The sequence below is a fragment of the Enterococcus sp. 6D12_DIV0197 genome (assembly GCF_002174385.1).
Lineage (GTDB): Bacteria > Bacillota > Bacilli > Lactobacillales > Enterococcaceae > Enterococcus_D > Enterococcus_D casseliflavus.
Genome location: NZ_NIBN01000001.1, coordinates 1,419,047 through 1,444,691 on the forward strand (window position 1 = coordinate 1,419,047; position 25,645 = coordinate 1,444,691).

A 25,645-nucleotide genomic window follows, 5' to 3' on the forward strand; every position below is an offset into this window, starting at 1 on the left:
AAGACTTTGTGTGCCTGAAATCAATAGGCGTACAAAGTCTTTTTTTGATCAATAAATAATATTCTCCCGAATAAAGTCGATATCTGTCACTAATAGTTTGCGATCGACACTTTTTAGGGCGCCAGATTCTCGTAATTTTTGCATCATTCGATTGACACTGCTGGCAGAGGTAATGCCGCAAAAGCGAGCGATCTCCTCATTGGTGACTTCAAAGTCAATCAAGACACCATCTGTTGTCTTGATTCCGAACGTTTCATACAGCTCATTGATTTGGGTACAGACAGCACCAAATTTGCCGTTCATCAGCATTTGCTGCATCTTTTTCATCGTATCCATCAAGTTTCTTCGATAATACTCTTTGACATAATCCTGCAGCAGGCGATCACGATTGACATCTGCCCAAAATTGATCCCGCACGATTTTGTATAATTCGGCTTCTTCTGATTCAACCCGCACATTAAAAGGGGCTTCGACTTCTTGAGAGGATTCGTCTTTAAACAAAGAGACGATCTCAAAATCCGTCAAATAGCGCAAGTTGAATTCGCGCCCTTCATGGGTCACTACGCTAGTTTTGATGATGCCTTTTTTTAAAATATAGACGTACCGATCCGGGATGCCTTCATATGTCAAGTAACTCTTTTTCTTACGGATAACGACCGGTATTGCTTGTTTTTCTAAATAATCACGTAATATCTGTTTCTCCACCCACGTTACTCCTTCACTTCATGCCAACCCAACATTTTCTGAAAAAAATCTGAAATTTCCTCTATTCATGCTTCATTAAAAGACATTTCTGGTGAAAAAGCAATAACAAATGTTAATGTTTCTTGTTAATGCTCTTTTTTAACAGCAAAAGCGCATTTCAAGCAGAGGAAGTTTCGGTATAGTAAAACGCATCACAGCACAAACAGGAGGAATGGAAGAAACATGTCAGATAGGGAAACCAATCAAGAAGGAGTCGTCAGCTCGTTGCCGTCAACTAAAAATGAAAAACTATGGAACAAAGGGTTTATCACGATTACCTTGATCAATTTTATCGTCTTTCTCGTGTATTATTGTTTTGTCGTCATCACCGCGAAATTTGCCACGCAGGAGTTAGGGGCATCCACTGCACAAGCTGGCTTGGCAGCGGGGATCTACATTATCGGGACCTTGATCGCTCGCTTGTATGTTGGGAAAATTTTAGAATTAGTTGGTCGTAAAGCCGTTTTGCGCTGGGGGATAGTGTTTTATGTCATTACCACCGCTGCTTATTTGGTCTCAGTCAACATTTATATTTTAGATGCAGTGCGCTTTTTCAATGGCTTTGCTTATGGTGCCGTCTCGACTGCGGCTAATGCGATCGTCACCGCTTATATCCCAGCTTCCAAACATGGCGAAGGGATCAATTACTATGGATTAAGTACTAGTTTAGCAGCGGCGGTCGGACCTTTTATTGGTATGCTATTACTACCGACGGTCGGCTTTGATTTCATTATTTGGTTAGCAACTATTTTATCGATCGCAACAGCCATCGCTTGTTTCTGGTTCCCAGTCAAAAACATCCCATTGACGGAAGAACACAAAGCACAGCTGCAAAAATGGTCCGTCAAAAGTTTTGTCGAACCAAAAGTTTTTTTCATTTCTGGGATTGCCTTTTTGATCGGGTTGGCTTATTCCAGCGTTCTCGGCTTCTTATCGATCTACGCCAGTGACCTTGGGTTGGAAACGGCCGGTGCCTTTTTCTTCATCGTCTATGCACTTTCTGTGACCTTCACACGGCCAATGACGGGCAAACTGTTTGACCGTCATGGCGCAGATGCGGTCATGTATCCTAGCTTTCTATTCTTGACCCTGGGTCTTTTCTTATTGAGTATTACTGGCAACAGCTGGATGTTGTTGCTTGCGGGTTGCTTTGTCGGCTTGGGCTATGGCACCTTCATGTCCAATGGCCAAGCTGTCTGTCTGAAAGAAGTCGATCCTCACCGTGTCGGCGTAGCGCTCTCCACTTATTTCATCGGGCTGGATCTCGGCTTAGGCGTAGGTCCCTATGCACTAGGAAGCTTACACGGTCTGTTTGATTATTCGCAAATCTACATCTTATGCGGACTGATCCCAGTCGTCGTTCTTGTTTTATACAAATTGTTTTATAAAACGAAACGCGCAGTTGCCGCCGTTGGTACGATGAAGCAGCCAATCAACGAAGAAGACTAACCTCAACCATTACAAAAAGGAGTGTTTCACCATGGATAACAATCAATTGATTATTGAAGCATTGAACAAATTAGTAACGAATATCAACGAATTGAATGAAGAAATGCATGCCATGAAAGAGGTTACCGCAACAATGACCCATGAGCAGCTTGCTATCGATCATCAATTACGCGACATCAAATCGGTATTGATCAATGACAATCTGATTGGGTAAATTGTCATAAGGCTTGAAAGGAAACAAGAAACAGGAATGAACGCTTTTTTTTGAGAATGTTTCCTGCTCACCTACTGGTGGTAGAAAGATTCACATGAGAAAAGCGTTTTTTTGATGCACAAAAAAAGAAAAGCGAACATTGGCAGATTTTGTACAAGAAAATAAGCAAGAAAAATTGTAGCAGTCCGCGCTTGTATGCTATAGTGTGTCTGGGTAGCAATACCTAAAAAAATCAGAGTAGGAAATAAAGCGTTAAGTGCTGAAAGGATGGGATGTTGCCTTTCGGACGAAGAACGATCATTCGTTCGCGGTTTTATTTTCGCATTCGCTGCATGAATTTGTAGCAACTCTAAAAGGAGATGCTCGCTATGAAAAGAAAAGTCGATGCACACATGATTGCGGTCATGGGACTTTTGATTGCCTTAATGGTGGTCTTGTCGCAAATCTTGGGGTTTGAAACCTCCTATATCAAAATCACATTTTCCTTTGTACCACAGCTGATCATGGGTATGCTGTTTGGTCCGTTTTGGACAGCAGTTGGCTCCTCATTAGCCGATATCGCAGGAATGGTGATTTTTCCAAAATCAGCCTACTTTTTCGGCTTTACCATCAATGCCTTCGTTGGTGGACTGATTTATGGCTACTTCTTTTATCGGAAAGAAGTCACATTAAAACGAGCGGCGATGGTCGTCTTGTTAAATACACTTTTAATAACCTTGATCTTAACACCGATCTGGTTAGCTATGATGCTGAATATTCCTTTGACAAGCTGGGCGATCTGGTCGGTCCGCTTGCTAAAAGCAGTCATCATGTTCCCGATACAAACTGCGTTGATTTACATCGTAGGGCGTGCGGTACCATACAAACGGCTGATCCGACGGTTCGTTTAACGAGTAAAAAAGAACGATAACATCCATTGAAGTGAATCATCTGCGAATATTTCGTCAGTGGTTCACTTTTTTCTTTCTAAGGATTGGCTTAATCATTCTCAATAACTTGTTTAGAGGGGAAGGGGAACCTATGAATAAAAAAGGACTCGCTATGGGACTGTTTCTTTTCTTGGTCTTAGCAGCAATGGGAGGGATGAAGTGGATGATAGAACAGCAAAAACAGCAAACCGAAGAGCCAGCCATGATCCAGCAAAGCAGCTTGAGGGACGAAACACAGGAAGAAAGCAGGGAAAGTCAGGAAACCACCTCAGTTTCCACGTCAACTTCTGTTTCAACTTCCACGCAAGAACAGCCAGAAGAGGCAATAGCAGAAAAAATCGCCACGATGAGTTTGGAGGAAAAGGTCGGGCAATTGTTTTTTGTGCGTGTGCCAGAAAGCAATCAAATCGAAGAGCTTCAAAAGTATCACTTTGGTGGCTATCTGTTATTCGGCCGTGATACCGAAAATGAGACGGCGGAGAGCTTGAAACAGAAAATTTCAGATTACCAAGCAGCCAGCGCCATTCCGCTGTTGATCGGTATGGATGAAGAAGGGGGCACAGTGACTCGCATCAGCCGCAATCCGAACCTTACGGATCAGCGTTTTCTCTCACCACAACAGCTGTATGCCCAAGGTGGATGGTCAGCGATCGAAGAAGATACAGCAACGAAAGCGGAAATTTTAAAAGCTTATGGCATCAATGCTGGGCTGTTTCCCGTTGCCGATGTTTCCACTGATCCGCAGTCCTTTATCTACGACCGAACCATTGGCATGGATGCGCAGGGCACGAGTGCGTTTGTAGAACGTGTGGTTCATGTTTTACAGAAACACCACGTTGGGTCTACCTTGAAGCATTTTCCTGGCTATGGCAACAATCGTGACTCGCATGTCGAAATCGTCACCGATGACCGCCCGCTATCTGCACTGCGGGAAACGGATTTTCTGCCTTTTGCCGCAGGGATCAAAGCTGGTGCCAATAGTATTTTGGTCGCCCATACGATCGTCAATAGTATCGATAAGACCGTACCCGCCTCTATTTCAAAACCCGTGCATGAGCTGCTGCGAAATGAATTGCATTTTAAAGGGGTCATCATGACGGATGACTTGGATATGGCAGGACTTTCTGAGTTCATTCCGCAAAAAGAAGCCGCATTACAGGCGTTGCAGGCGGGAAATGATCTAGTGATCTCCTCTACCTATCAAGAACAGATTCCTTTTGTGGTACAAGCGGTTGAAGATGGCCGCTATTTAGAAGCTGATTTGAATGCTTCCGTCAAACGGGTCTTGCTCTGGAAAGAAGCATTGCATGTACTTTAAGAAAAAAATAAACCTGCTGTTTCCTCCGTGTAAGAGAGTCGTTCTCTTACTGAGAGGAAGCAGCAGGTTTTTTTAGATACTCTGAGCCAGTGCCTCTAATTCTTTGGCAAAGGCTTCTTGCCCAATAAAACGCAGATAATCCAGTGCTTTTTCAATCGTGGCCATTCCCAGCATACGATCTCCTTGAAACAAGGCGTAGATGCCTTCGAAATAACGAATCATCAAGCGGATACGATCATTGTCCAGCGGCAGGTGATCGGCTAGATACGTCAGCACATGCGCCAACTCGGCAGGTTTTTTGCGATCGATAAACAAGAAAGCCGCATTCGTCAGCAATTTTGTGTAGATTTGATAATTAATACTTAACGCATTGCTGTAAAAAATTTTTTTATTCAGGTGTTTCATTTGATACAAGATGTACTCGTCAGAAAAGAGGAAGAGCAGATTGGTAAATAAGGAGATTTCAAATTTTCCCCACGTGTCGATGCGTTCCAAATATTTCTTGATGGTCGCTTCGATGATGCACCGTTCTTCCTCGTCGGTAACCACGCCTTTTTTCTCTAAAATCAAAAAGAATTGACTATACAGGACATAATAGAAGAAATCCTTCGTGGTTTTATACAGCGCTTGGGCTTTGTTAATCAAAGAGAGGACTTCAGAATACTTGCTTTCATAGTAAGCGGTGGTCAACTGTTTGGATAGCTGCTTTTTCTCGCTGACTTGATTGTCATCCAAGCGATACTCAAATTCCTCCAAAGTGACATTTAAGCGGTCCAAATACTGGTGCAAAATATCAAAGGCGATACGGTGCCCTTTTTGTTCAAAGGTTGCCAGTGTACTGCGTTCTGAAATGTTCTCAACCAATTTTCGCTGTGAGATATTTCGTTCCGTTCGTAACTCTTTTAACAAGTCATTGGCCTTCAAAAAATCCCTCCTAAAAAAAGTGGACGGAAAAATAGTCCAAATATGTTACAGCTTTATTTTGCGGGTAAACTTGAAGAAAGTCAATTAAAGGAGGAGAAATGGATGTTTGATTTTTTTAGTTTTCCCTGGGAAGTTGTAGAACTAATGGCTAACGTTTTTTCTTTCTTCAAATAATCGATCCTTTGTGATTGGTTAGCAATTGATTTTTTAACAGGAAAAAAGTATAAGTGGTTTCACGTAATAAGTTACTGTTCATTCGCGCATTCAAACGCCCTCTCCCCAAACAGCTTACCCTGTCAAGGTGCGTAGGTCTGCCGAATCCCATTTAAAAAAGGAGCAAACACAACAGCGAGTGATTGCTCTTTTTTTGTTGGTCAAAAAACCTGCATACGGCATCCCAACAGTCAGTTTTGTTTTTTCTTGAACATTGGTTCATTCGGATCAGAATAGTAATCAGAATTGAATTCATCATCGATCGATACCCCGAAAAGAGAGACGAGACTGGGAAGAACCCCAATCACGCCGAGGACGACGGCAACTGGAAGGTAGAACTTTTTACGCTTGTACCACGGAAGCTGCGATTTCTTTTCCATAGGAAATCCTCCTTTTCGCTTAGTGTAACATGTTCTCAAGTCGGTGTGAATAAATATGGTGTTGATAAAATTTCGTTTGGGGGATGTGTATCATTCGTTACACTGATTTAGGAATTGTATAGGATCAGTTGTAGATGATCATGGCAGAATAGCCGTAAAAACTTGGGCGATACTGAATCTCAACAATTTTTAAACCATTATCCTGAATAAAGTCTAAATACTGGTTGACTTTATTCTCAAAGGATTTTTCAGAAAAACCACTTGAAATTATTTTTACGTTCATTACGTCACTCCTTTTATTAAGATAAAACCATTATATATTTGAACAGAATTAAAAACAATGAAAGTATTCAAAATAAATAAACCGTGTTCTTTTTATTTGTTTTATATGAGTAATAATTCTCTTTGTGTTATAAGGATATATGTATTAGATAGCTGGTAATACAAAGAGAAAAAGAACCGAGTAAGAAAGCCATCCTTCTTACTCGGTTCCTTTTTATTGTAAGTAATCCTTGGTTTGGTCCATCAAGGTTTGAAAGTCTGATTCGTTTTTTCTTATCGCCTCTGTTAGGGTAAACAAATAACCGTGGGGGTCTTTGATGGTCATTTCAAAGGCATTCCAAGGCTTTTCCATCAAAGGTTCCACGATCCACTTTTCGGGAATTTTCTGAGCGATATTCTGAAGATCAATCATCGCTACATTCAAAATTGCCCCATCGCCAACAGTGAACGAGTCTGCGGCAATCAGCATCAAATCTTGGTAGTCAGCAAGACGCAGATGGTCCATCGTCACTTGATTTTCTTGATTGCGAAACTGATATAATGACTGGAACCCCAAGATTTCTGCAAACCATTTTGATGATTGTTCAATATATTTTGTCTTCAATTGGTAAAACATTGGCATAACATATACTTTCATTTTGACACCTCCTCTTAATTAGAGGATACCGCTTGACGCAGCGTCAAAGTCAATAGACATTTTCGTATTGAAGCAAAGCTTGAAAATGGCGTTTCTTTGGCACTTAAGTCAAGGAAAAATGGGCAATAATTGTTTGACTTACTTCATCAGGTGATAAGTGGGTATTGTTGATTTTCAGCGAAGGAATCGTTGGAAAAAGGGTAGCTAATTCCTGTGGCAGACTTTCTAAGCGATAGTTTTCAAACGAAGACAAAAGCTCGTTTCTAGAAAAATCCAGCGCTCTTTTTGAAGGCTTTGCGGCTAAACGGTCCTCATGGCAATTGCGCTTTAAGCGTTCCTCAATATCAGCCACTAATTCGATAAAATAGACCTTTTGCTGGGCATCGGTAAATAGTTGGGCGATCTCTTGTAAAAAAGCTAAATCTCCCGCTTGATCGAAATCAATCAAGACCGTAAAAATGATTGATTTTGTCGTATTATTGGCTTCATTTTGAACAAAGGCTTTGAAGAGTTCGATCCGTGTTTGATTAGACAAAGCGAATGCTGCGGGACTATAGCCAAGAAAGTTCGCAAAAAGATCAATGGTCTGGTGATTGAATAAAAGCTTTGCATCCAATCGTTTTTCCAGTTCTTTGCCCACAGTCATTTTCCCTGCGGCTTGTGCGCCAATCAAGACGATCAATGACATCACAACACATCCTTTTTATCAATCGTAACAAAGGTGGGCTAGCGTGTAAATCAGTTCTTAGAAAGAAACGATTGAGAAGCTGGATTTTTTTATGTGGAAACCAAGGATGCTCTTTTTTTAGGTAAAAAGGAATGAGCAAAATTTCTCCGAGAAAGGAAAAAAGATCATACAGCACAAAAGCACAGTCTGGAACAACAAAATGACTAGTAGATTGATCGTTTCAAATCGTGAATAAAGATAGAAGTGGATCAGCCATTCGAAGACATTGACAAAGACTAAATAAAGGTAATGCGCTTTTTTGACCTTGCAGTTTTTTAACCAATAATAGCTTAAGTAATAATCTAGCAAGATCATCAATAATAGAAAAAGTTTACTGAAAGCCGTCAGATTGTCATGCTGCGAGGCGAGTTTTTGAAAAAACAGCAAAAGGGTTGGTGTCGGAATATAAATGATCAATAAGGATAGGAAAAAATAGACAATAAAGGGCATAGTCATGCCTCCAATCTGTTATTAAAAAAACATAGATAAACTAACAGATTTATTGAGAGCCGTCAACTGGTTTTTTATCGAAAGATTCGATAATGATGAGTAGCGTTGCTTGGAGGAAAAGGTTCAAAGGACAGTCGGTGGTAGCAAAGGATGATCGCGAGATATTCAAAAGAAAGACTCCCTTTTACGAGAAAAGGGAGCAGAGGAGCTGCTTCATGGGGTATATTTATGCCCATGTCTCATTGAGTTTATCCGCGTAAAACAAAAGTGCCTGTCGGTAAGACTGGATGTCTGGATCGCTAGAGGTTTCGGCAAGCAGGGTCAATAATCGTTTAGTGGCTTGCTCATACTCGGCGAGATTAAACAGTGTCATGGCATAGAAGGTTTGCAAAGCATGATTTTTTGGAAATAGCTTCATCGCTTGTAAAAACACGTCTTCGGCTTTTTGATAATTGCCGAGGGCACGATAGGTGCTGCCTAGACCTAGGTAGGCATCTGGCAAGTCGTTTTCTGATAACCCTAACGCGATTGCTTGTTCATAATAAGGAATTGCCTGTTGTTCTTCCCCTAAAAGATCATAACTCCAAGCCGTTTGGTAGTGGAGGAAGGCATCTTGGGGATTTTCGGCAGCTAATTGAATCAATTGTTCATTTGATTGTTGCAGTTTTTTTTCAGTCCGCAGTTGGATCGCAGCAGCTAGTCGTTCATTCATTGGTTCGAAGCTCCTTTTCGAATAGTAGAAAATGACTTAGATAACTTGCAAGCTTAGCTAAGGGGAAAGATCTGCCCAGCTTTCACCCGTAAAAGAAAAACCGCATGCTTCATACAGCTTGTAGGCTGGCTGGTTTTCAACCGTTACTACCAGGTAAAGGTGAGTGAGTCCCATGCCTTTTGCTCGTTGGATCACTTCCTTCATCAGCAACTTGGATAAGCCGTTGCCTTTAAAGGCTGCGCCCATAACGACAAATAATAGCAGGGGAAGCTCTTGAAACGTGCTGGTTACTACGGCACCGATAGGATGATCATCCTTTTGTAACTGAAAAGAAAGCCCTGGAATCAAGGGACCGTATTTTCCGTCAGCGGTCTCTCTCAGCTCTCTTTGCCAGTCAGCAAGCGATTCCCCTTCGTCATCTGTCGTTTCATGATAGGCGGAATAAAAAAGCTCTGCGACATTTCGAGAATTCGGGAGAAAAGGCTCAAAAGAAAGGGCGGATTCTTGTGAAGTTTTGGGGGCATGTTGTAAGTCACAAGCCATAATGATTCGTTTCATAGAAGCACTCCTCTCAGCTCGTTTCATTTATTATAGCAGAGCCAAGCTTTTTCACGCTCGTTTTTTTCTAATGAAAGCCCAGATCCAACGACTTCCTTCGTAGATTGCAGTGAAGACAGCTACCAGAAACAAAAACGACATGTAGTGGATCAAAAAAGCGAGCTGAAACCATAAGCCATAGACCATCGGCAGGACGACAAGCAGACAAAGAACCAATTCGATGTTTCGCTTTCTTCTAATTTGAAACCAACGTTCATCTGACATCCTTTTTTCCTCCTGTTCATTCTTTACACACACTTCGTTAAATCTCCATCTTTATATAAAATAATCGATAGAGTTGCGATATTTTGATTAAAAAACTAGAAAATTGATTTATTTTTTGGTAATCTTGAAGATAAGATTAGAAATAGCTGTTGTTTTTTATTTTGACTGATTTTCCCACGAAAGACAAGGTGAGCACAATGGAAAGAAAACCGATGTATTTAAAAAATGGGCTTCCTTTAACAATGGAACCAGGTAAAATTTACACATGCCTTTATCGAGGCGGTTATTTCATTTGTGAAGAAAAGGGCCAACCGCTGCCACCGATAAAAAGAGAAGCGAAATAAGCGAACTTCTCACTTAAGATTTGTCAGGGATCGAATGGGTTGTTGGAACTGTTATCTCCTTTTGGGTACCAATCAAATGATGTCTAGCATTTTCAAAAAATCTCAACGTTCTTCATTCATACCATTCTAAGTCTTAAATTGATTTTGACCGATTTCAATTTAGTAAGAACAATCCGATCCCTGGCAAATGTTAGGTGGAAAGTTGGGCAGGTAGCAAGTGGATCAGTAATAGGTGAAAAACACTTTTTTCTCACAAAAGATGATTTCACTTGAATATAACGCCGTTTTTTGCTATAATAGTCCAGGAATTGAAAAATAAAATAGACAAAGGTTGAGCATTTTTTATGCTTCAAGGATCAGGTTTGCCAAGGGGTGAGGCAAACATTCTTGGAGGAATGCTGGCCTTTTTTCATATCAGCATACTTCTTCGTGAGGTATGCTTTTTTTGTTTATTTTTCAGTTGAGAATACAAATCATTATAGGAGGGGAATCGATGAGAGAAGCTTTGACTCGTTTACGAGAAGCAGAAGAAGCCAATGAACAGCAATTGCGCGCTTTGAAAAAAGAATTGCAGTCGGAAGAAGCGCAGCAGCAACAAGCATTGCAAGAGCGATCAGCCGCTTTGGAAGAGGCGCTTGCTCAAGAACAAGCAACAATCGAAGAGCAGTTGCAACAGTCACTAGCAGCACAAAAGCAGCAGCTGGCAAAAGAGAACCAGCAAGTGTTAGATCGTTACCAAAAAAATATGCAAAGCTTCCAAGAACAAGCGGTTCAACAGATCGTTGAAGGAGTGATCGGGACTTATGGCAGTAACCAAACTAAATAAACTAACGTTGATCACCCCGAAGCACTACCAAGAAAGGTTATTGACGAAGCTGCAAACGATGCAGTTTGTTGAAATCGAGAACGTATTTGAGCAGGAAGCCAACGAAACTTGGCTGCGGGAATTTTTTGCAGGAGCCACCCCAGAAGGTGCTTCTCATCAACCAATGATTCGTCGACTGCAAGAAGCGATCCGCTTTATTCGTCAAAATGGTGATGCGAAAAAAGGCACGGAATGGCAACGAGATGCCTTACGGCTGTCGGACTTTGAAACAAGCTTCGATGAAGCAGCAGCATTAACGGAGCTGGTTGAAGTCGAGAATTTGCAGGAGCGCTGGGTAGAGACGATCGAAGCGATCGAAGCAGCGACGCAGTCGGAAGAATGGGCGACACAATGGCAAAATCTTGACGTACCCTTGGAGATCGAAGCGCCTGCACATACAAGTTTTTTTGCTGGGAGTGTCGAAGGTCCACGCTGGGAAGATCTAGCTGAAGCCTTGCGTCAATTGGAAGAGGTTCATATCGAAGTGATCTATTCTGAACCCAAAAAAGTCAATTTCAGCTGCCTGTTTTTAACAGTGATCGAAGAGCAAGTGTTCCAATTGTTTCACCGATATGGGGTGAAGAAAGAAACTGGCCTGACATCCGAATCACCAAAAGTGGTTTTGCAAAATACGAAACAAGCCTTGACTTCCTTGACGCAGCAGCGCAAAGAACTGATTACAGAAATCAGTCAGCACAAACAACGGCTGATCCTGCTGCAGCAAGCGGAAGAACTGTTTTTGACTCGTGAGAATCGGGCAATGATGCAACAGCGCTTAGCAGCTGGTCAGACCTTTGCCCTCTTGCGCGGCTGGATCGCAGAAAAGGATCAGCCGTTAGTGGCGGAAATGGTCCAAGAATCCTTTGCCAACGAGATTTACTATTCATTTGAAGAACCCACTGCAGAGGAGATCGCTGCCAATCAAGTGCCAACGAAACTAAAAAACGCCTCGTTTATTCAACCCTTTGAAATGTTGACGGAAATGTACAGCTTGCCAAAATACGATGAGATCGATCCAACCCCATGGATGACGCCTTTTTACTATGTTTTCTTTGGTATGATGGTGGCTGACTTAGGTTATGGTGCATTAATGGCTGTCGCGACCACGATTGGGCTACACGCCTTGCGTTTGCCCAAAGGGACCAAACGTTTTCTGAAATTGTTCCAGATTTTGTCTGTGCCAACTATGATTTGGGGCGCAATCTACGGCTCCTTCTTTGGTGCTACATTGCCCTTCCAACTTTTATCGCCCTCCGAAGATTTTATGGCGATCTTTGGTCTATCCATGATTTTTGGTGGGATCCAACTGTTTACAGGCCTTTATTTAGCAGCCAAAGAAAATATCCGCAAAAAGGATCTTTTAGGTGCAGTCAACGAAGGCTTTGCGTGGCTAGGACTTTTGAGTGGTCTTTTAGTGGCAGCCGCAGGCAATCTTTTGATCGATGTCCCAGCACTAACAACCGTCGGCTTGATTTTAGCAGGCTTTAGTGCCTTATTGATCATCGTGGTACCGATTCTGAAAAGGAAAACCAAAGTGGGCGGCTTCTTTTTAGGCTTGTATGACTTGTACGGTGTGACCAGTTACATCGGCGACTTTGTCAGCTATAGTCGCTTGATGGCATTAGGGATCTCTGGTGGGAGTATCGCAGCAGCCTTCAACTTATTGGTGGGCTATTTGCCGCCAGCCGCTCGTTTTTCTGTGGGCATTCTCTTATTGGTTGTCCTACAAGCTTTAAACATCTTTTTATCGTTACTGAGTGCGTATGTGCATGCCGCTCGTTTACAATATGTAGAGTTTTTCGGAAAATTTTTCACTGGTGGGGGGCGCCAATTTGAAACCTTTAAGCCAAGTGAGAAATACGTTGATTTTGATAAAGAAAATGGAGGAGACAATAAATGATTGATTACTTAATTAATAATAATGGTGGTATGGTGTTTGCAATTATCGGAATGGGGATCGCTACGATCTTTTCTGGGATCGGTTCAGCCAAAGGGGTGGGCCAAACTGGTGAAGCAGCGGCAGCCTTAACGACGAATCAGCCGGAGAAGTTTGGACAAGCCTTGATTTTACAATTGCTTCCCGGAACGCAAGGACTTTACGGATTCGTTATTGCGTTTATGATCTATGGTAGCTTAAGTGGTGAAATGTCGACAGTGACTGGTATGGCGTACTTGATGGCCTCACTGCCTGTTGCCTTTACTGGCTTATTCTCAGGAATGGCCCAAGGGAAGGTCGCTGCAGCTGGGATTCAAATTTTAGCGAAGAAACCAGAGCATTTCTTTAAAGGAGTCATGTTCTCAGTAATGGTTGAGATGTATGCCATCTTAGGCTTTGTTATTTCTTTCTTACTTTTAGGAACGATTTAAAGGGGGCGAAGGTATGGATGCAATCGACAAAATGATTGCTGAACTAGACCAAGAAGCGCAGACAAAACGGGAACGTTTGGCTGCCGCTGAACGTGCTAGGATCAGTGAAACGATGGCACGTGACTGGGCGAAAAAAGAGTCGGACTTGCAGCTTCGTGCCCAGCAAGCAAAAAAGCAAGCCGAAAAAAATTATCAGCAAGCGCTGAATCGCCAAGCAAGTGCCGCTAAGCAGCAGCAAATGGTGAAACAAAACGAATACCTGACACAACTTTTTGAGCAAGCGTATCAACAAATGGTTGCCTGGACGCCAGAAGAGCTGCAGTCATTTGCTGAAAATGTGCTGCAACAGCTGCCGATCAGCGGGACGGTGACCTTCCACGCTGGTCCTGAGCAAGCAGCCCATCTAGATGCCGCTTGGCTTACGTCTTGTCAATCAAAACTACCGTATCAAATCAAAGCAGGCGCACCATTGTCAGAAGCAGGCTTTTTGGTGGATGACAACGGCATTCAATACAATTTTACCTATCAGGTTTTGCTTGATGAATACAAGAAAGAAACCCGGGAACGGTGGTTGCAGATCATACAACAAGGAGGTTGATCCATGAGGAACTATCATCAATTGAATCCAATCATTCGGCTGAAAGAGATGACGTTGCTAAAGCCGCAAGAAGTCGAGCAAATGATTGCGGCACAAGGGTTTGCTGAAGTCGAAGCTGTCTTGCAGCAGACCCATTATCAACGCTATTTGAAGCCAGATTTTCATGAACGATTCGAAACCTATCTCGATGAAGAATTGTTAAAGACGATCAAAGAATTGGCCGAGCTGGTTCCTGATCAAGAGATCCTCCGACTGTATATGATGCCTTTTACTTTCCATAATCTAAAAGTCTTGACCAAAGAGTCAGTCACTGGAAAAGATTATGATCATCTACTGATCGAAGATGGTTTTTACACGATCGATGAGTGTCGGACCGCCATCAAAACGGGAACCTCAGAGGTATTGCCTGAGAAAATCGTGACTACGATCCAAGAAGTGCGGGAGTACTTAGAAGGCGGCGCCGTGCTGCAAGGCATCGATATCATTTACGATCGCCGGTATTTACATGAACAACGGCGACTGGCAGATGAAATCAAGATCCCTGAGCTACAAGAAGCTGTCATCAAGATGATCGATCTGACCAATATAACGATTGCCGCTCGTTGCGTACTTCAAAAACGATCGCGTAGTTTTATGGAGGCAGTCTTAGTGAGTGTCGGCAGTATCCCGAAAGAAGAATTTTTAGCGTTTGCGGATGCGTCCTATAGTGACTTTTTAGCCTTCTTATTAGAAAGTGATTATCAGGAAGTGTTGCGGCCTTTGATTCATGAACAGGTGATCGACTTTGCTGGCTTGGCACTTTTACAAGACAATTTGATCACAGAAAGCTATGGTCAAGCTCAAACGGATGCTTTAGGACCACTGCCTTTACTCGCATTTTTGAATGCTAAGGTTTTGGAACTGCAAAATCTGCGTATCTTGCTGGTAGGCAAACGCAGCGGCTTTACGGAAGAACAACTCAGAGAAAGGATGCGGCACTATGACTCATAAAATCGGCGTGATCGGCGAGAAAGAATCCGTCATTCCTTTTCAACTATTTGGCTTTCAGGTCTGCTATGCCTCGGAAGAAAAAGAAGTGAAGCAGGCGCTGGCAAAATTAATGAAGAACAGTACGATCATCTACCTGACTGAAAAATGTGCAGAGCTGATTCCCGATGAATTAGCAAAAGTCCAACAAAAAATGACACCTGCAGTCATCTTGATCCCTGATTACGATGGTTCCCGAGGAATCGGCAAACGAATGATTCAAGAAAATGTCGAAAAAGCAGTTGGACAAAACATACTATAGAGAGGAGCCGATGTTGTGGAAAAAGGAACAATTATTAAAGTATCCGGTCCATTGGTGTTAGCCAAAAATATGGGCCATGCAAGTTTAGAAGATATCTGTTATGTAGGAGATTTAGGCGTGGTCGGTGAGATCATCGAAATGCGCGGCGACGTCGCTTCGATCCAAGTCTATGAAGAAACGTCCGGGATCGGACCTGGTGAACCAGTCGAAACCACCGGTGAACCGCTATCCGTCGAATTGGCGCCTGGGATCATGTCACAAATGTTTGATGGCATCCAACGTCCCTTAGAAACCTTCATGTCTGTCACCCAAAGTAACTTCTTGACGCGTGGCGTGCAATTGCCTGCGTTGGATCATGAGAAAAAGTGGCCTTTTGTACCGACTGTGGAAGTCGGCGCGGCAGTCAGTACCGGGATGGTCATCGGCACCGTGCAAGAAACACCATTGATCAATCACAAGATCATGGTTCCTCATGGCGTTTCAGGAACAGTCAAGGCTGTTTATGCGGGGGAATTTACGATCGATGAAACGATTTATATTTTAGATACACCCAAAGGAGAACGGTCTTTCACGATGCTGCAAAAATGGCCCGTTCGTCATAGTCGTCCTGTAAAGCAAAAACTGAATCCAGTCGAACCAATGATTACTGGCCAGCGAGTGATCGACACCTTCTTTCCAATCGCTAAAGGCGGGGCGTCAGCCGTTCCAGGACCTTTTGGTGCAGGGAAGACTGTCGTTCAGCACCAAATCGCCAAATGGGCGGATGTCGACCTAGTCGTCTATGTCGGCTGCGGCGAACGCGGCAATGAAATGACCGATGTAATGAACGAGTTCCCAGAGTTGATCGACCCTCGCAGTGGTGAATCTTTAATGGCGAGAACCGTGTTGATCGCTAACACCTCCAATATGCCGGTAGCCGCTCGGGAAGCGTCGATTTATACTGGGATCACGATTGCGGAATACTTCCGAGACATGGGGTATTCCGTGGCGATCATGGCGGATTCCACCTCACGTTGGGCAGAAGCACTGCGGGAAATGTCTGGTCGTCTGGAAGAAATGCCTGGGGATGAAGGGTATCCAGCTTACTTAGGCAGCCGCTTGGCGGAGTATTATGAGCGTTCTGGAAAAGCGATTTGCTTAGGTTCTGATCAAGAAGGCAGTATCACTGCCATCAGCGCTGTTTCACCATCAGGCGGCGATATTTCAGAACCAGTTACCCAAAATACGTTGCGGGTCGTAAAAGTCTTTTGGGGCTTAGATGCCACCTTAGCGCAAAAGCGTCATTTTCCATCGATCGATTGGTTGAAGAGCTATTCATTATACGAAAACGAATTGGGTGCCTTTTTGGACCAACAAATGCAAGTAGATTGGTCCAAACAAGTAACAGAAGCCATGCGGATGCTGCAAAAAGAATCTGAGTTGTCAGAGATCGTTCGACTTGTCGGCATCGACGCTTTGTCCGAAAAAGATCAGTTATTGCTGGAAACCACCAAATCATTGCGAGAAGATTTCTTGCAGCAAAACGCTTTTGACGACGTCGATACGTTTACCTCTCGTGAAAAGCAGTTCAAAATGCTGGAAACGATCTTGCTGCTCCACAAAGAAGCGGAAGATGCGTTGACACTAGGTGCGTATCTTTCAGAAATCTATGCAGGAACCGAAGAATTGCGAGACAAAGTGGCACGTATGAAGTACTTGCCTGAAACGGAATTAGCAAAAATTCCTGCTTTACATCAAGAGATCAAAGCAACGATGAAAGAAATTTTACAGAAAGGAGACCGCACCGATGATCAAGGAATATAAAACGATTGGAGAAGTCGTCGGACCATTGATGGCCGTCGATCGCGTCTCCGGTGTCAAATACGAAGAGTTGATCGAAGTCCGCATGCAAAACGGCGAAACGCGGCAAGGACAAGTACTGGAGATCCAAGAAGACAAAGCGTTGGTCCAAATTTTTGAAGGAACCGGCGGGATCAATTTGCGGGAATCTGCGGTGCGTTTCTTAGGACATCCTTTGGAATTAGGCGTTTCCGAGCAAATGATCGGGCGAGTCTTTGACGGTTTAGGTCGGGTTAAAGATAACGGAGTAGAGATCGTCCCAGAAAAATTTATGGACATCAACGGCGAAGTGATCAATCCAGCAGCGCGGGATTATCCTGATGAGTTTATTCAAACGGGGATCTCATCGATCGACCACTTGAATACGCTCGTTCGGGGACAAAAGCTACCGATTTTTTCTGGATCTGGTCTGCCTCATAAAGAATTGGCTTCGCAAATTGCGCGTCAAGCACAAGTGTTGAATTCAGAAGATGATTTCGCTGTTGTGTTTGCTGGCATCGGGATCACCTTTGAAGAAGCTGAATATTTCATGGAAGATTTTCGTCAAACTGGCGCCATCGACCATTCTGTCGTCTTTATGAATCTAGCCAATGACCCAGCGATCGAGCGGATCGCTACTCCCCGAATGGCACTGACGGCAGCCGAATACTTGGCTTATGAAAAGGGCATGCATGTCTTGGTGATCATGACGGATATGACCAACTACTGTGAAGCTTTGCGGGAGATCTCCTCTGCTCGTCGTGAAGTGCCAGGACGTCGGGGTTATCCTGGGTATCTTTATACCAATCTATCCACGTTATATGAACGTGCGGGACGGATTCGCGGCTTGAAAGGTTCAGTGACCCAGCTGCCGATTTTGACCATGCCAGAAGATGACAAAACCCATCCGATTCCCGATTTGACAGGCTATATCACCGAAGGACAAATCATCTTGTCTCGTGATTTGTATAAAAACGGCATCCAGCCGCCCATCGATGTCTTGCCGTCATTGTCACGGTTAAAAGATAAAGGGACCGGTGAAGGAAAAACCCGTAAAGACCATGCCGCAACAATGAACCAGTTGTTTTCTGCCTATGCTCAAGGAAAGCAAGCCAAGGAATTGGCAGTCGTTTTAGGAGAATCGGCATTGTCGGAAGTAGATAAAACCTATGCCAAATTTGCGGAACGCTTCGAAAATGAATACTTGAACCAAGGGTATCGCACCAACCGTTCGATTATCGAAACCTTGGAATTAGGCTGGGAATTATTGGCGATGCTGCCAAAAGTCGAGCTGAAGCGGATCAGCGATGCCCTACTGGCGGAATACTTACCGGGAGAGGAGAACAATGGCGCAAAAAACCGTTAATCCAACCCGCATGGAGCTGTCGCGCCTCAGCAAACAATTGGCGACAGCCAAACGCGGACACAAATTATTAAAAGACAAACAAGACGAACTCATGCGTCAATTTATTGAATTGATCAAAAAGAATGACCGCTTGCGTAAAGAAGTCGAAGAACAATTGCAGCGTGCCATGAAGGCATTTCGCTTAGCCAATGCCACGATCAATGAAAAATACATTGAAGAAATGTTTATTTTACCAGCAACTGAGGTCTCCCTTGAATTATCCACGAAAAACATCATGAGTGTGGAAGTGCCAGTGATGCATTTTGATTATGACGATACGGTGATGCAAGCGCCGATCGAGTACGGCTTTTTGAATTCCAATGTTCCGTTAGATAATGCGGTCGCCCGTTTTACCGACGTCATGCCAAAGCTGCTGGAGCTAACGGAAATCGAAAAGACCTGTCAATTGATGGCAGGGGAAATCGAACGGACGCGCCGACGCGTCAATGCCCTAGAATATTTGACGATTCCCGAGCTGGAAGAAGCCATTTATGGAATCAAAATGCGGCTGGAAGAAAATGAACGAGCAAACGTAACAAGAATGATCAAAGTGAAGAATAAATCAAAATAAAATGGTATGATAAGAGAAAAAACCAATGCATTAAACTTGGATTACTAAGACATTGGTTTTTGCAAAAGGTCAAAGGAAATGAAAATGAAAAAAAGAAATCGTTTGAAAAAAAAGCTGGCATCGCAACGCTTTTTGATTCCGCAGATCGTCACTCTGGTCTTCGTTTTGCTGATATTGGCAGGAACTGGCTTGCTAATGCTGCCGGCTGTCACCCAAAGTGGTGAAGGCACCAACTTTTTAGATGCGCTGTTTACTGCCACATCGGCTGTTTGCGTGACGGGTCTTTCGACCTTGACCGTAGCCGATCATTACAACCTTTGGGGCCAAGGGATCTTGCTGATGCTGATTGAGATCGGTGGGATCGGCTTCATGTCGATTCCCGTCTTCTTTTACATCTTGGCGAGAAAAAGAGTCCATCTTAGTACTCGGATGATTTTGCGGGAATCATTGAATCTGGACCGAATGTCTGGAGAGATCCATTTGGCATGGTACCTGATTCGGATCGCCTTTTTGATCCAAGTCAGTGGGATCATCTTGCTGGCTTTTGCATTCGTGCCCCGTTTTGGTTGGGAGCAAGGCCTTTGGTACAGTGTTTTTCATGCGATCTCGGCCTTTTGTAATGCTGGGTTTGATTTGTTCGGCAACAGCATGGTAGGGTTTCAAAACGACCCATTTGTGCTGGGGGTCATCAGTTTCTTGATCATCGCAGGCGGTCTGGGATTTCTCGTTTGGTTCGATCTCCTGCATACGGCGTCCAAAAAACGGTCCCTGCATAGCCGCTTGGCATGGATCGCTATGATCGTTTTGGTAGTTTTTGGAACGGCAGGGTTCTTTTTGACCGAAGCCAATTCACAGTTGATCACGGGTGATTCGGTCATCGAACGTTTTTTCCAATACCTCTTCTTAGCGGTCACCCCAAGAACCGCTGGGTTTTTCAGTATTGATTACGGACAAATGAGTCAAGCAGGCTTGATGCTGACGATGATTTTAATGTATATCGGCGGCACCTCTGGATCAACTGCTGGGGGATTGAAGACAACGACATTTGCGGTCTTGATCATCAAGATCCGCAGCTTATTGAAAGGGCGCAGTCGAGCGGAAGTTTTTGGTCGCACGATCAAAGAATCTGCTGTATCGCGTGCCTTTACGTTGTTCTTCCTTACCTTGACGTTATGCTTCGTAGCCATTTTCTTATTGTCGATCACTGAGAGTATGCCGCAAACCCCAAACTTTGGGTTGCCAACCATTGCCTTTGAAGTTTTTTCCGCTTTTGGAACGGTGGGGTTGACCATGGGGTTGACGCCTTACTTGTCAGTTTTTGGCAAACTTTTGATCATTTTTTTGATGTTCATTGGTCGAGTCGGCATCATGACCGTTGCTTTTTCATTGATGAAAAAAGCCAACAAACAAGAAGCTGGCTACAAATATCCAGATGAAACCGTGATGATCGGGTAACGAAACAGGGAAACGAAGTACGCTTCGTTTCCCTGTTTTTCGTTTATTGAAGTACTTCTAACATCACATCTGGTTGGTCATCGCTGACATTTCCCGCATAGTTCGGTGTGATCAAAGATAGACCACCCTCCTTATTTGTAAATAGGTACAGGTTGTGGCTAAAATCAGGATTTTCATTGGAAGTGATCCCTTTTGCAAAGGTCAACTGAGTGTTCACTTTTACGGTGCGAATCCCATTGTCATTTGCTGAAAAGATGCGAATCTCCTTTGTTGCGATCGTATCGACTTGTGCTTCATAGCTTGCGCTGTCGTCGATCGAAATGATCAATGGGCTCGTATTTTGAATCGTGACAGCATCTGGTACATTGACGCCATGGAAATAAAACGTTAGTGAAGGGCCATATTGGGAAAGATCAACGGCATATGGAAACTCGTTGGTGGATACTGAGCTTGCTGTCGTTTGCGTTGCGTCAGAGTGGTCCGTCGATTGCTGGCTTGAGGTTGAAGTTTCTGAAGTAGAGGTTGACGCTAAGGAGCTGCTTTCAGTCGTTTGCATCGTCGTGCTTTGCTTGCTTTCAGTAGATACAAGACTCTGACTTAGCTCGCTGGTTGATTGCGCGGTATCTTTTTCGTTGTTACAGCCTGTCAAAAGCCCCAAACTGACCAGCGTCAGTGACCCAATCAAAGAAATTGTTTGTTTCATCGTTTGTTTCATCCTTTCCTACGAATACTAAAACATCTAAAAAAAACAAATTATTGTGTGAAAATGCACAATTATGTTGATATAGTGTTTAAATATTCTTTGGTGTTAAAGATATTGTAGTCCAGAACACTGAAAAAGAATAGGAAGATTTTGCTGAATTTTTCGTCAATTCTATCATAAAACATTCATGAACGCCCGCAGTAGCTGGCAAATTTTGTATAATAAAGTGTTAGCCTTTTCTGGCGACTTGCGTAACGCAGGGATCTAGATTAAAATACCTTGGTATAGAAGAATGGGTGGTGAAGAGGATGGAAAAAGAACGGATGGGGCAATGGTTAGCCTTTACGAATCAGCATCAAGCGATCGAAGCTCGTTTGGAGCAAGCCCTCAAAGCAGAAAGCAATCTGTCTTTGAATGAGTATTACGTGCTTTATTACTTAGAAAAGACCCCCAATCATAGCATGCGCCTCAATGATTTGATCGCCCATTTTGATCTGAGTCAAAGTGCGATGTCACGTATGATCATGCGCATGGAAGACAAGCTGTGCGGTGTGATCGAACGGCATTCTTGTCAAGATGATAAGCGGGGGATCTATATTGATTTGACCCAATCAGGTGAAAAGAAACTGCAGCGTTCAAAAGTCGTTTTTGAAAAAGTCTTGGAGGAAATGCTAGACTAATGATGTTTTTCACTTGTTTTCTCCTTGATTCTTTTGTAATATAGATGCATGTGCATGTATATTTTGGCAAAAGAGAAAAAAATGCACCGATTTGCTTTAAGGATCTCCTTAGGTAACCAAGCCAGTCAGATTTACAAAGCGAAATGAATCCAATGGAAAAGGTGGGAAACCCATGCGAAATGTAACAGACAAAGCAACATTTAAGCGCGGATTACAGTTGAAAAATCGAATCATTATGGCACCAATGACGACCAAGATGTCCTTCTTTGATGGGGTGATTACGAAAGATGAGTTGGCTTACTATGGCTTACGCTCTGGGGAAGTCGGAGCAGTCATCACAGCGGCAGCCAATGTCCAAGAAGATGGCAAGGGCTGGGAAGGGGAATTAGGCGCTTATGACGATGCCTTTTTACCTGGATTAAGCAAATTAGCCAGCACCATCAAAAAAAATGGGACCAAAGCCATTTTACAGATTTTTCATGCCGGTCGGATGACGGATGACTCAGTTCTACGAGGCACACAACCCATATCCGCCAGCGCGGTTGCAGCTGAACGACCAAATGCCCAAGTTCCCCGAGAAGTTACGGTGGATGAGATATTAGCGATTATTGAAAACTTTAAAAAAGCTACCGAACGGGCGATCAAGGCGGGGTTTGATGGCGTAGAACTCCACGGAGCCAATACGTATTTGATTCAACAATTCTTTTCTCCTCACTCAAATCATCGATCCGATGAATGGGGTGGCTCACTAGAGAACCGTTATCGTTTTATTGAGAAGCTCGTCGATGAAGTATTGGAAACAGTAGACCAATCAGGTGTGAAGGAGTTTATCGTCGGTTATCGGTTTTCACCGGAAGAATTCGAAGAACCAGGGATTCGCTTTGAAGATACGTTGTTCTTAGTGGACCAACTGGCAGAAAAAGGATTAGACTATCTGCACATTTCTCTTGCGGATTATACTCGTAAATCGATTTCAAAAGCGTATCAAGAAAAATCGATGTTGGCGTATGTCTATGAAAAAATCGCTCAGCGGGTTCCTTTGATTGGTGTAGGGGATGTCCGAACGTCGAAAGATGCCGCGGGCTTGCTAGAACATGCAGATTTTGTTGCAGTGGGGCGGGCATTGTTGATCGATCCACATTGGGGACAAAAAGTCTTAGACGGTCAAGATGAGTTGATCCGCACCACGGTTTCTACTTACGAACGTGAGGAACTTGTATTACAAAACGGCGTTTGGGGTTTTATGGAAAACATGATGCCAGATCGACTAAATGAAGAATAATAAGCAGACAACCACCTTTGCCTTGGGCAAAGGTGGTTTTTCGCGATTGCCACTCATTTGGGTCACGTTGAGAAAAGCTGTTTTTTTCTCTAATGAAACCTTGTTAGCTTCAAAATAGCGAATCAAGAGAAGAATTTGAGAAACAAGCCTGTAATCGGAAGAAAGAGCGTGGAAAGATTTTTTTAGTTAAAATACACGAATGAATTTTTGTTTTATTTTAATAAATAGTCAAACAATTCAGAATCATTCATTTTTCTTACAAAAAGATAGCGCAAGTCGAGTTGATTGATAAAAAAACAATCAGTTGTTAGACTGAATACAGGTTAAAAAAACAAAAAGGGGATGTAATGATGAAAAAAGGATTCAGAAATTATTTAGGTTCAGATGAGCGGGAGGCAGGCTATAATTTGTCTTGGGGTTCTATCTTTGCAGGGGTCGTAACATTTATCGCATTGTTCATGACACTGTCAATGATCGGCTCAGCAATCGGTTTTGGTTTGGTGGAACCAACATCAAATAATCCATTAGATGGTGTGGGTACAGGATTATTGATTTGGACAGTCATTACCTTTGTCTTGGCATTATTCGGTGCTGGTTTTGTTTCAGGTGTGGCGGCTCGACGTGTTGGATTGGTTCATGGTTTCTTAACATGGGCAACTAGTATGATCGTGATGATGGTTATGCTCTCTTACTTAACGATCGGTGCATTTTCTGTAGTCGGTTCACTTTTAGGAAACGTTGCTTCTGCTGTTGGCAGTGGCGTTGAAACAGTTGCCTCAGGTGCTGGCGATGTCGCTTCAAAAGCCTTCGATGAAATAACAGGAAACATGGAAGACGTCAATACAGATGAATTACAAGCGAATGTCAATGATGTTTTACAAGATACCGATGTTCCTGAATTGCAACCAGACTACTTGCAAAATCAATTGTCTGATGCGACGAACGACATCAAAGATGCCGGCAAAGACATTGCAACCAATCCAAATGATGCTGATAAAATCATTGATGATTTAGCAAGCAAATTACAAGATCGTGCTACAACGATCGGTGATTCAGTCGATAAAGAAGCAATCTCAAATGCAGTGGCTCAAAACACAGATCTAAGCCAACAAGAAGCGGAAGAAGCAACGAACAATATCGTGAACGGCTTACAAGATGCTTCTGATGAAGCACAAAAACAAATCGAAAATGCACAACAAAATCTTGAACAAGCCAAACAAGACATTGACCAAGCAGTGGAAGACGCTCGTCAAAAAGCGGAAGAAGCAAGTGATGCAACAGCCAAAGCATCCATTTGGGGCTTTGTGGCAATGGTCTTAGGACTCGTTCTTACGTCAATCGGTGGGTTGGTGGGAGCAAACTTAGTCAAAACTGCTGACCACGAAAATCGTATCTAATTCATCTCTCACAAAGAGAGTTAGTGAGCCATAAACCAGTTAACAGCGTTCTGCCAAAGACTCAAATGGCAGCAGCGCTGTTTTCTGCTTTTAAACAAGCGGTTGAAAATCCCCATTGACGAGTGATTTTTCTCATGCTACACTGGCTCTGAGGATTGTTACCGCTTTAGGCGGGCTATACCTATTTTTTTGTGTGAAGAAATCTAAAGAAGAATAGGGTCGTTAAAATGAACGTAACAAAAGTGATCAATAACAACATTGTGATTTCTGAGAATGAGGAAAAACAAGAATTGGTCGTCATGGGCAAAGGCTTAGGCTTTAAGAAAAAGCCGGGCGATGCGATCGACGATACCAAGATTGAAAAAGTCTATCTCAGTACACAAGAGTGGAATGTCACAAAACTAACCCAATTACTTTCTTCTATCCCTATCGAACATATTCAAGCAGCGAATGAGATCATCAGTTTTGCAAAAGTTTCCCTTGGGAAAAAGTTGAGCGAAAAATTGTTTCTGACGCTGACCGATCATATCAATTATGCTATCGAGCGCTATCAAAACGGCATGGAAATCAAAAATGCCTTGCTATGGGAGATCAAGCGGTTTTATAACCATGAATACCTCATTGGCAAAGAAGCGTTATCGATCATTAAAAATCGCTTGGCGATCGAGCTGCCGGAAGATGAAGCCGGCTTCATTGCTCTGCACATTGTCAATGCTGAGTTGGATATGGCGCAGGTCAGTCAAGTATCGGAAATGGCGAAGATCATTCAGCATATCCTAAACATCGTCAAATATCATTTTTCAATGGAGCTTGATGAGTATTCATTGAACTACGAACGCTTTGTGACCCATTTGAAATTTTTTGTCCAGCGCTTATTCAGCGGTACAAAGCTCGATGATGCAGGAACCGGCAGTTTTATTTTTATGTTGAAAGACCGATACATGAAGGAATATGCGTGTGCGCTGAAAATCAGCGACTACATCAACAAAGAGTTCGGTAGACCGTTAGAAGAAGACGAATTGATCTATTTAACTATACACATCAAACGAATAACAAGTGCTTAGGATTGTT

The 25,645-nt window shown here is 43.1% G+C and carries 29 protein-coding genes, 1 riboswitch and 1 other annotated feature; of the genes, 18 read left to right on the plus strand and 11 right to left on the minus strand.

Annotation, left to right across the window (positions count from 1 at the left end; all coding sequences use genetic code 11):
• Positions 1-48: 48 nt before the first annotated feature.
• Complete coding sequence (locus A5867_RS06635; protein WP_015509334.1) at positions 49-705, minus strand: Crp/Fnr family transcriptional regulator; 657 nt, start codon at positions 703-705, stop codon at positions 49-51.
• A gap of 222 nt (positions 706-927) precedes the next feature.
• Between A5867_RS06635 and A5867_RS06640 the strand changes: the two genes are divergently transcribed.
• The 4 genes from A5867_RS06640 to A5867_RS06655 all read left to right on the plus strand — a co-directional run bounded on the left by A5867_RS06640 (position 928) and on the right by A5867_RS06655 (position 4,654).
• Positions 928-2,193: an MFS transporter gene (locus tag A5867_RS06640; RefSeq protein ID WP_087627177.1), complete on the plus strand. Its 1,266-nt coding sequence runs from the start codon at positions 928-930 to the stop codon at positions 2,191-2,193.
• 31 nt (positions 2,194-2,224) lie between these two features.
• Positions 2,225-2,407, plus strand: a complete 183-nt coding sequence (locus A5867_RS06645) for a hypothetical protein (RefSeq protein WP_005225550.1) — start codon at positions 2,225-2,227, stop codon at positions 2,405-2,407.
• Positions 2,408-2,638: 231 nt separating this feature from the next.
• A riboswitch (THF riboswitch) is annotated at positions 2,639-2,740 on the plus strand.
• Between the two features lie 26 nt (positions 2,741-2,766).
• Positions 2,767-3,297: a folate family ECF transporter S component gene (locus A5867_RS06650; protein WP_005225551.1), complete on the plus strand. Its 531-nt coding sequence runs from the start codon at positions 2,767-2,769 to the stop codon at positions 3,295-3,297.
• A gap of 130 nt (positions 3,298-3,427) precedes the next feature.
• Entirely contained in the window at positions 3,428-4,654 is a 1,227-nt protein-coding gene (locus A5867_RS06655; RefSeq protein ID WP_087627178.1) for a glycoside hydrolase family 3 N-terminal domain-containing protein, read from the plus strand.
• 72 nt (positions 4,655-4,726) lie between these two features.
• On the opposite strand, the gene A5867_RS06660 is transcribed toward A5867_RS06655, so the two are convergent.
• The 9 genes from A5867_RS06660 to A5867_RS06700 form a co-directional block, all read right to left on the minus strand.
• Positions 4,727-5,578, minus strand: a complete 852-nt coding sequence (locus A5867_RS06660; protein WP_087627179.1) for an Rgg/GadR/MutR family transcriptional regulator — start codon at positions 5,576-5,578, stop codon at positions 4,727-4,729.
• A gap of 404 nt (positions 5,579-5,982) precedes the next feature.
• Positions 5,983-6,171 (minus strand): hypothetical protein, encoded by a 189-nt coding sequence (locus tag A5867_RS06665; RefSeq protein ID WP_087627180.1) that lies wholly within the window; start codon positions 6,169-6,171, stop codon positions 5,983-5,985.
• 124 nt (positions 6,172-6,295) lie between these two features.
• Complete coding sequence (locus tag A5867_RS17925; RefSeq protein WP_167823014.1) at positions 6,296-6,454, minus strand: hypothetical protein; 159 nt, start codon at positions 6,452-6,454, stop codon at positions 6,296-6,298.
• Between the two features lie 213 nt (positions 6,455-6,667).
• Positions 6,668-7,090: a glyoxalase gene (locus A5867_RS06670; protein WP_087627181.1), complete on the minus strand. Its 423-nt coding sequence runs from the start codon at positions 7,088-7,090 to the stop codon at positions 6,668-6,670.
• A gap of 103 nt (positions 7,091-7,193) precedes the next feature.
• Positions 7,194-7,778: an AAA family ATPase gene (locus A5867_RS06675; RefSeq protein WP_087627182.1), complete on the minus strand. Its 585-nt coding sequence runs from the start codon at positions 7,776-7,778 to the stop codon at positions 7,194-7,196.
• A gap of 117 nt (positions 7,779-7,895) precedes the next feature.
• Positions 7,896-8,267, minus strand: coding sequence for a hypothetical protein (locus A5867_RS06680; protein WP_087627183.1), 372 nt, complete (start codon positions 8,265-8,267; stop codon positions 7,896-7,898).
• 226 nt (positions 8,268-8,493) lie between these two features.
• Positions 8,494-8,979 (minus strand): tetratricopeptide repeat protein, encoded by a 486-nt coding sequence (locus A5867_RS06690; RefSeq protein ID WP_087627184.1) that lies wholly within the window; start codon positions 8,977-8,979, stop codon positions 8,494-8,496.
• Between the two features lie 57 nt (positions 8,980-9,036).
• A complete protein-coding gene (locus tag A5867_RS06695; protein WP_087627185.1) occupies positions 9,037-9,564 on the minus strand; it encodes a GNAT family N-acetyltransferase in 528 nt (175 codons plus the stop codon).
• Between the two features lie 24 nt (positions 9,565-9,588).
• Entirely contained in the window at positions 9,589-9,801 is a 213-nt protein-coding gene (locus A5867_RS06700) for a hypothetical protein (protein WP_086338467.1), read from the minus strand.
• 673 nt (positions 9,802-10,474) lie between these two features.
• Positions 10,475-10,528 (plus strand) — a sequence feature (sodium ion sensor (DUF1646 type); this cis-regulatory element may regulate processes involved in with the transportation of sodium ions).
• A gap of 110 nt (positions 10,529-10,638) precedes the next feature.
• Between A5867_RS06700 and A5867_RS06705 the strand changes: the two genes are divergently transcribed.
• The 10 genes from A5867_RS06705 (at position 10,639) to A5867_RS06750 (ending at position 20,512) form a co-directional block, all read left to right on the plus strand.
• Positions 10,639-10,971 carry a hypothetical protein gene (locus A5867_RS06705; protein ID WP_015509344.1) on the plus strand — a complete coding sequence of 111 codons (333 nt, stop codon included), beginning with the start codon at positions 10,639-10,641 and terminating at the stop codon, positions 10,969-10,971.
• Entirely contained in the window at positions 10,949-12,910 is a 1,962-nt protein-coding gene (locus A5867_RS06710) for a V-type ATP synthase subunit I (protein ID WP_087627186.1), read from the plus strand. The genes A5867_RS06705 and A5867_RS06710 overlap by 23 nt, the downstream gene beginning before the upstream one ends.
• Positions 12,907-13,377 (plus strand): V-type ATP synthase subunit K, encoded by a 471-nt coding sequence (locus A5867_RS06715; RefSeq protein ID WP_005225567.1) that lies wholly within the window; start codon positions 12,907-12,909, stop codon positions 13,375-13,377. Before A5867_RS06710 ends, A5867_RS06715 begins: the two co-directional genes overlap by 4 nt.
• A 13-nt stretch (positions 13,378-13,390) precedes the next feature.
• A complete protein-coding gene (locus A5867_RS06720; protein WP_087627187.1) occupies positions 13,391-13,975 on the plus strand; it encodes a hypothetical protein in 585 nt (194 codons plus the stop codon).
• A 3-nt stretch (positions 13,976-13,978) separates the two neighbouring features.
• On the plus strand, positions 13,979-14,965 hold the full coding sequence (locus tag A5867_RS06725; protein ID WP_087627188.1) for a V-type ATPase subunit: 987 nt from the start codon (positions 13,979-13,981) through the stop codon (positions 14,963-14,965).
• Positions 14,955-15,263, plus strand: a complete 309-nt coding sequence (locus A5867_RS06730; RefSeq protein ID WP_005225570.1) for a V-type ATP synthase subunit F — start codon at positions 14,955-14,957, stop codon at positions 15,261-15,263. Before A5867_RS06725 ends, A5867_RS06730 begins: the two co-directional genes overlap by 11 nt.
• 15 nt (positions 15,264-15,278) lie before the next feature.
• Positions 15,279-17,066: a V-type ATP synthase subunit A gene (locus A5867_RS06735; RefSeq protein ID WP_087627189.1), complete on the plus strand. Its 1,788-nt coding sequence runs from the start codon at positions 15,279-15,281 to the stop codon at positions 17,064-17,066.
• Positions 17,050-18,447 (plus strand): V-type ATP synthase subunit B, encoded by a 1,398-nt coding sequence (locus tag A5867_RS06740; RefSeq protein ID WP_087627190.1) that lies wholly within the window; start codon positions 17,050-17,052, stop codon positions 18,445-18,447. Before A5867_RS06735 ends, A5867_RS06740 begins: the two co-directional genes overlap by 17 nt.
• A complete protein-coding gene (locus A5867_RS06745) occupies positions 18,428-19,057 on the plus strand; it encodes a V-type ATP synthase subunit D (RefSeq protein ID WP_010747829.1) in 630 nt (209 codons plus the stop codon). The genes A5867_RS06740 and A5867_RS06745 overlap by 20 nt, the downstream gene beginning before the upstream one ends.
• A 78-nt stretch (positions 19,058-19,135) precedes the next feature.
• Positions 19,136-20,512, plus strand: a complete 1,377-nt coding sequence (locus tag A5867_RS06750; RefSeq protein ID WP_034869953.1) for a TrkH family potassium uptake protein — start codon at positions 19,136-19,138, stop codon at positions 20,510-20,512.
• 43 nt (positions 20,513-20,555) lie between these two features.
• Here A5867_RS06750 and A5867_RS06755 read toward each other — a convergent pair whose 3' ends face one another.
• Complete coding sequence (locus A5867_RS06755) at positions 20,556-21,215, minus strand: hypothetical protein (protein ID WP_087627191.1); 660 nt, start codon at positions 21,213-21,215, stop codon at positions 20,556-20,558.
• A gap of 308 nt (positions 21,216-21,523) precedes the next feature.
• Between A5867_RS06755 and A5867_RS06760 the strand changes: the two genes are divergently transcribed.
• From A5867_RS06760 to A5867_RS06775, 4 genes are all read left to right on the plus strand, one after another.
• Positions 21,524-21,895, plus strand: coding sequence for a MarR family transcriptional regulator (locus tag A5867_RS06760; RefSeq protein WP_010747832.1), 372 nt, complete (start codon positions 21,524-21,526; stop codon positions 21,893-21,895).
• A gap of 172 nt (positions 21,896-22,067) precedes the next feature.
• Positions 22,068-23,177: an NADH-dependent flavin oxidoreductase gene (locus tag A5867_RS06765; RefSeq protein ID WP_087627192.1), complete on the plus strand. Its 1,110-nt coding sequence runs from the start codon at positions 22,068-22,070 to the stop codon at positions 23,175-23,177.
• 350 nt (positions 23,178-23,527) lie between these two features.
• Positions 23,528-24,574, plus strand: a complete 1,047-nt coding sequence (locus tag A5867_RS06770) for a hypothetical protein (RefSeq protein WP_170927508.1) — start codon at positions 23,528-23,530, stop codon at positions 24,572-24,574.
• 227 nt (positions 24,575-24,801) lie between these two features.
• Positions 24,802-25,638, plus strand: coding sequence for a BglG family transcription antiterminator LicT (locus tag A5867_RS06775; protein ID WP_005234912.1), 837 nt, complete (start codon positions 24,802-24,804; stop codon positions 25,636-25,638).
• The last annotated feature ends 7 nt before the right edge of the window (positions 25,639-25,645 follow it).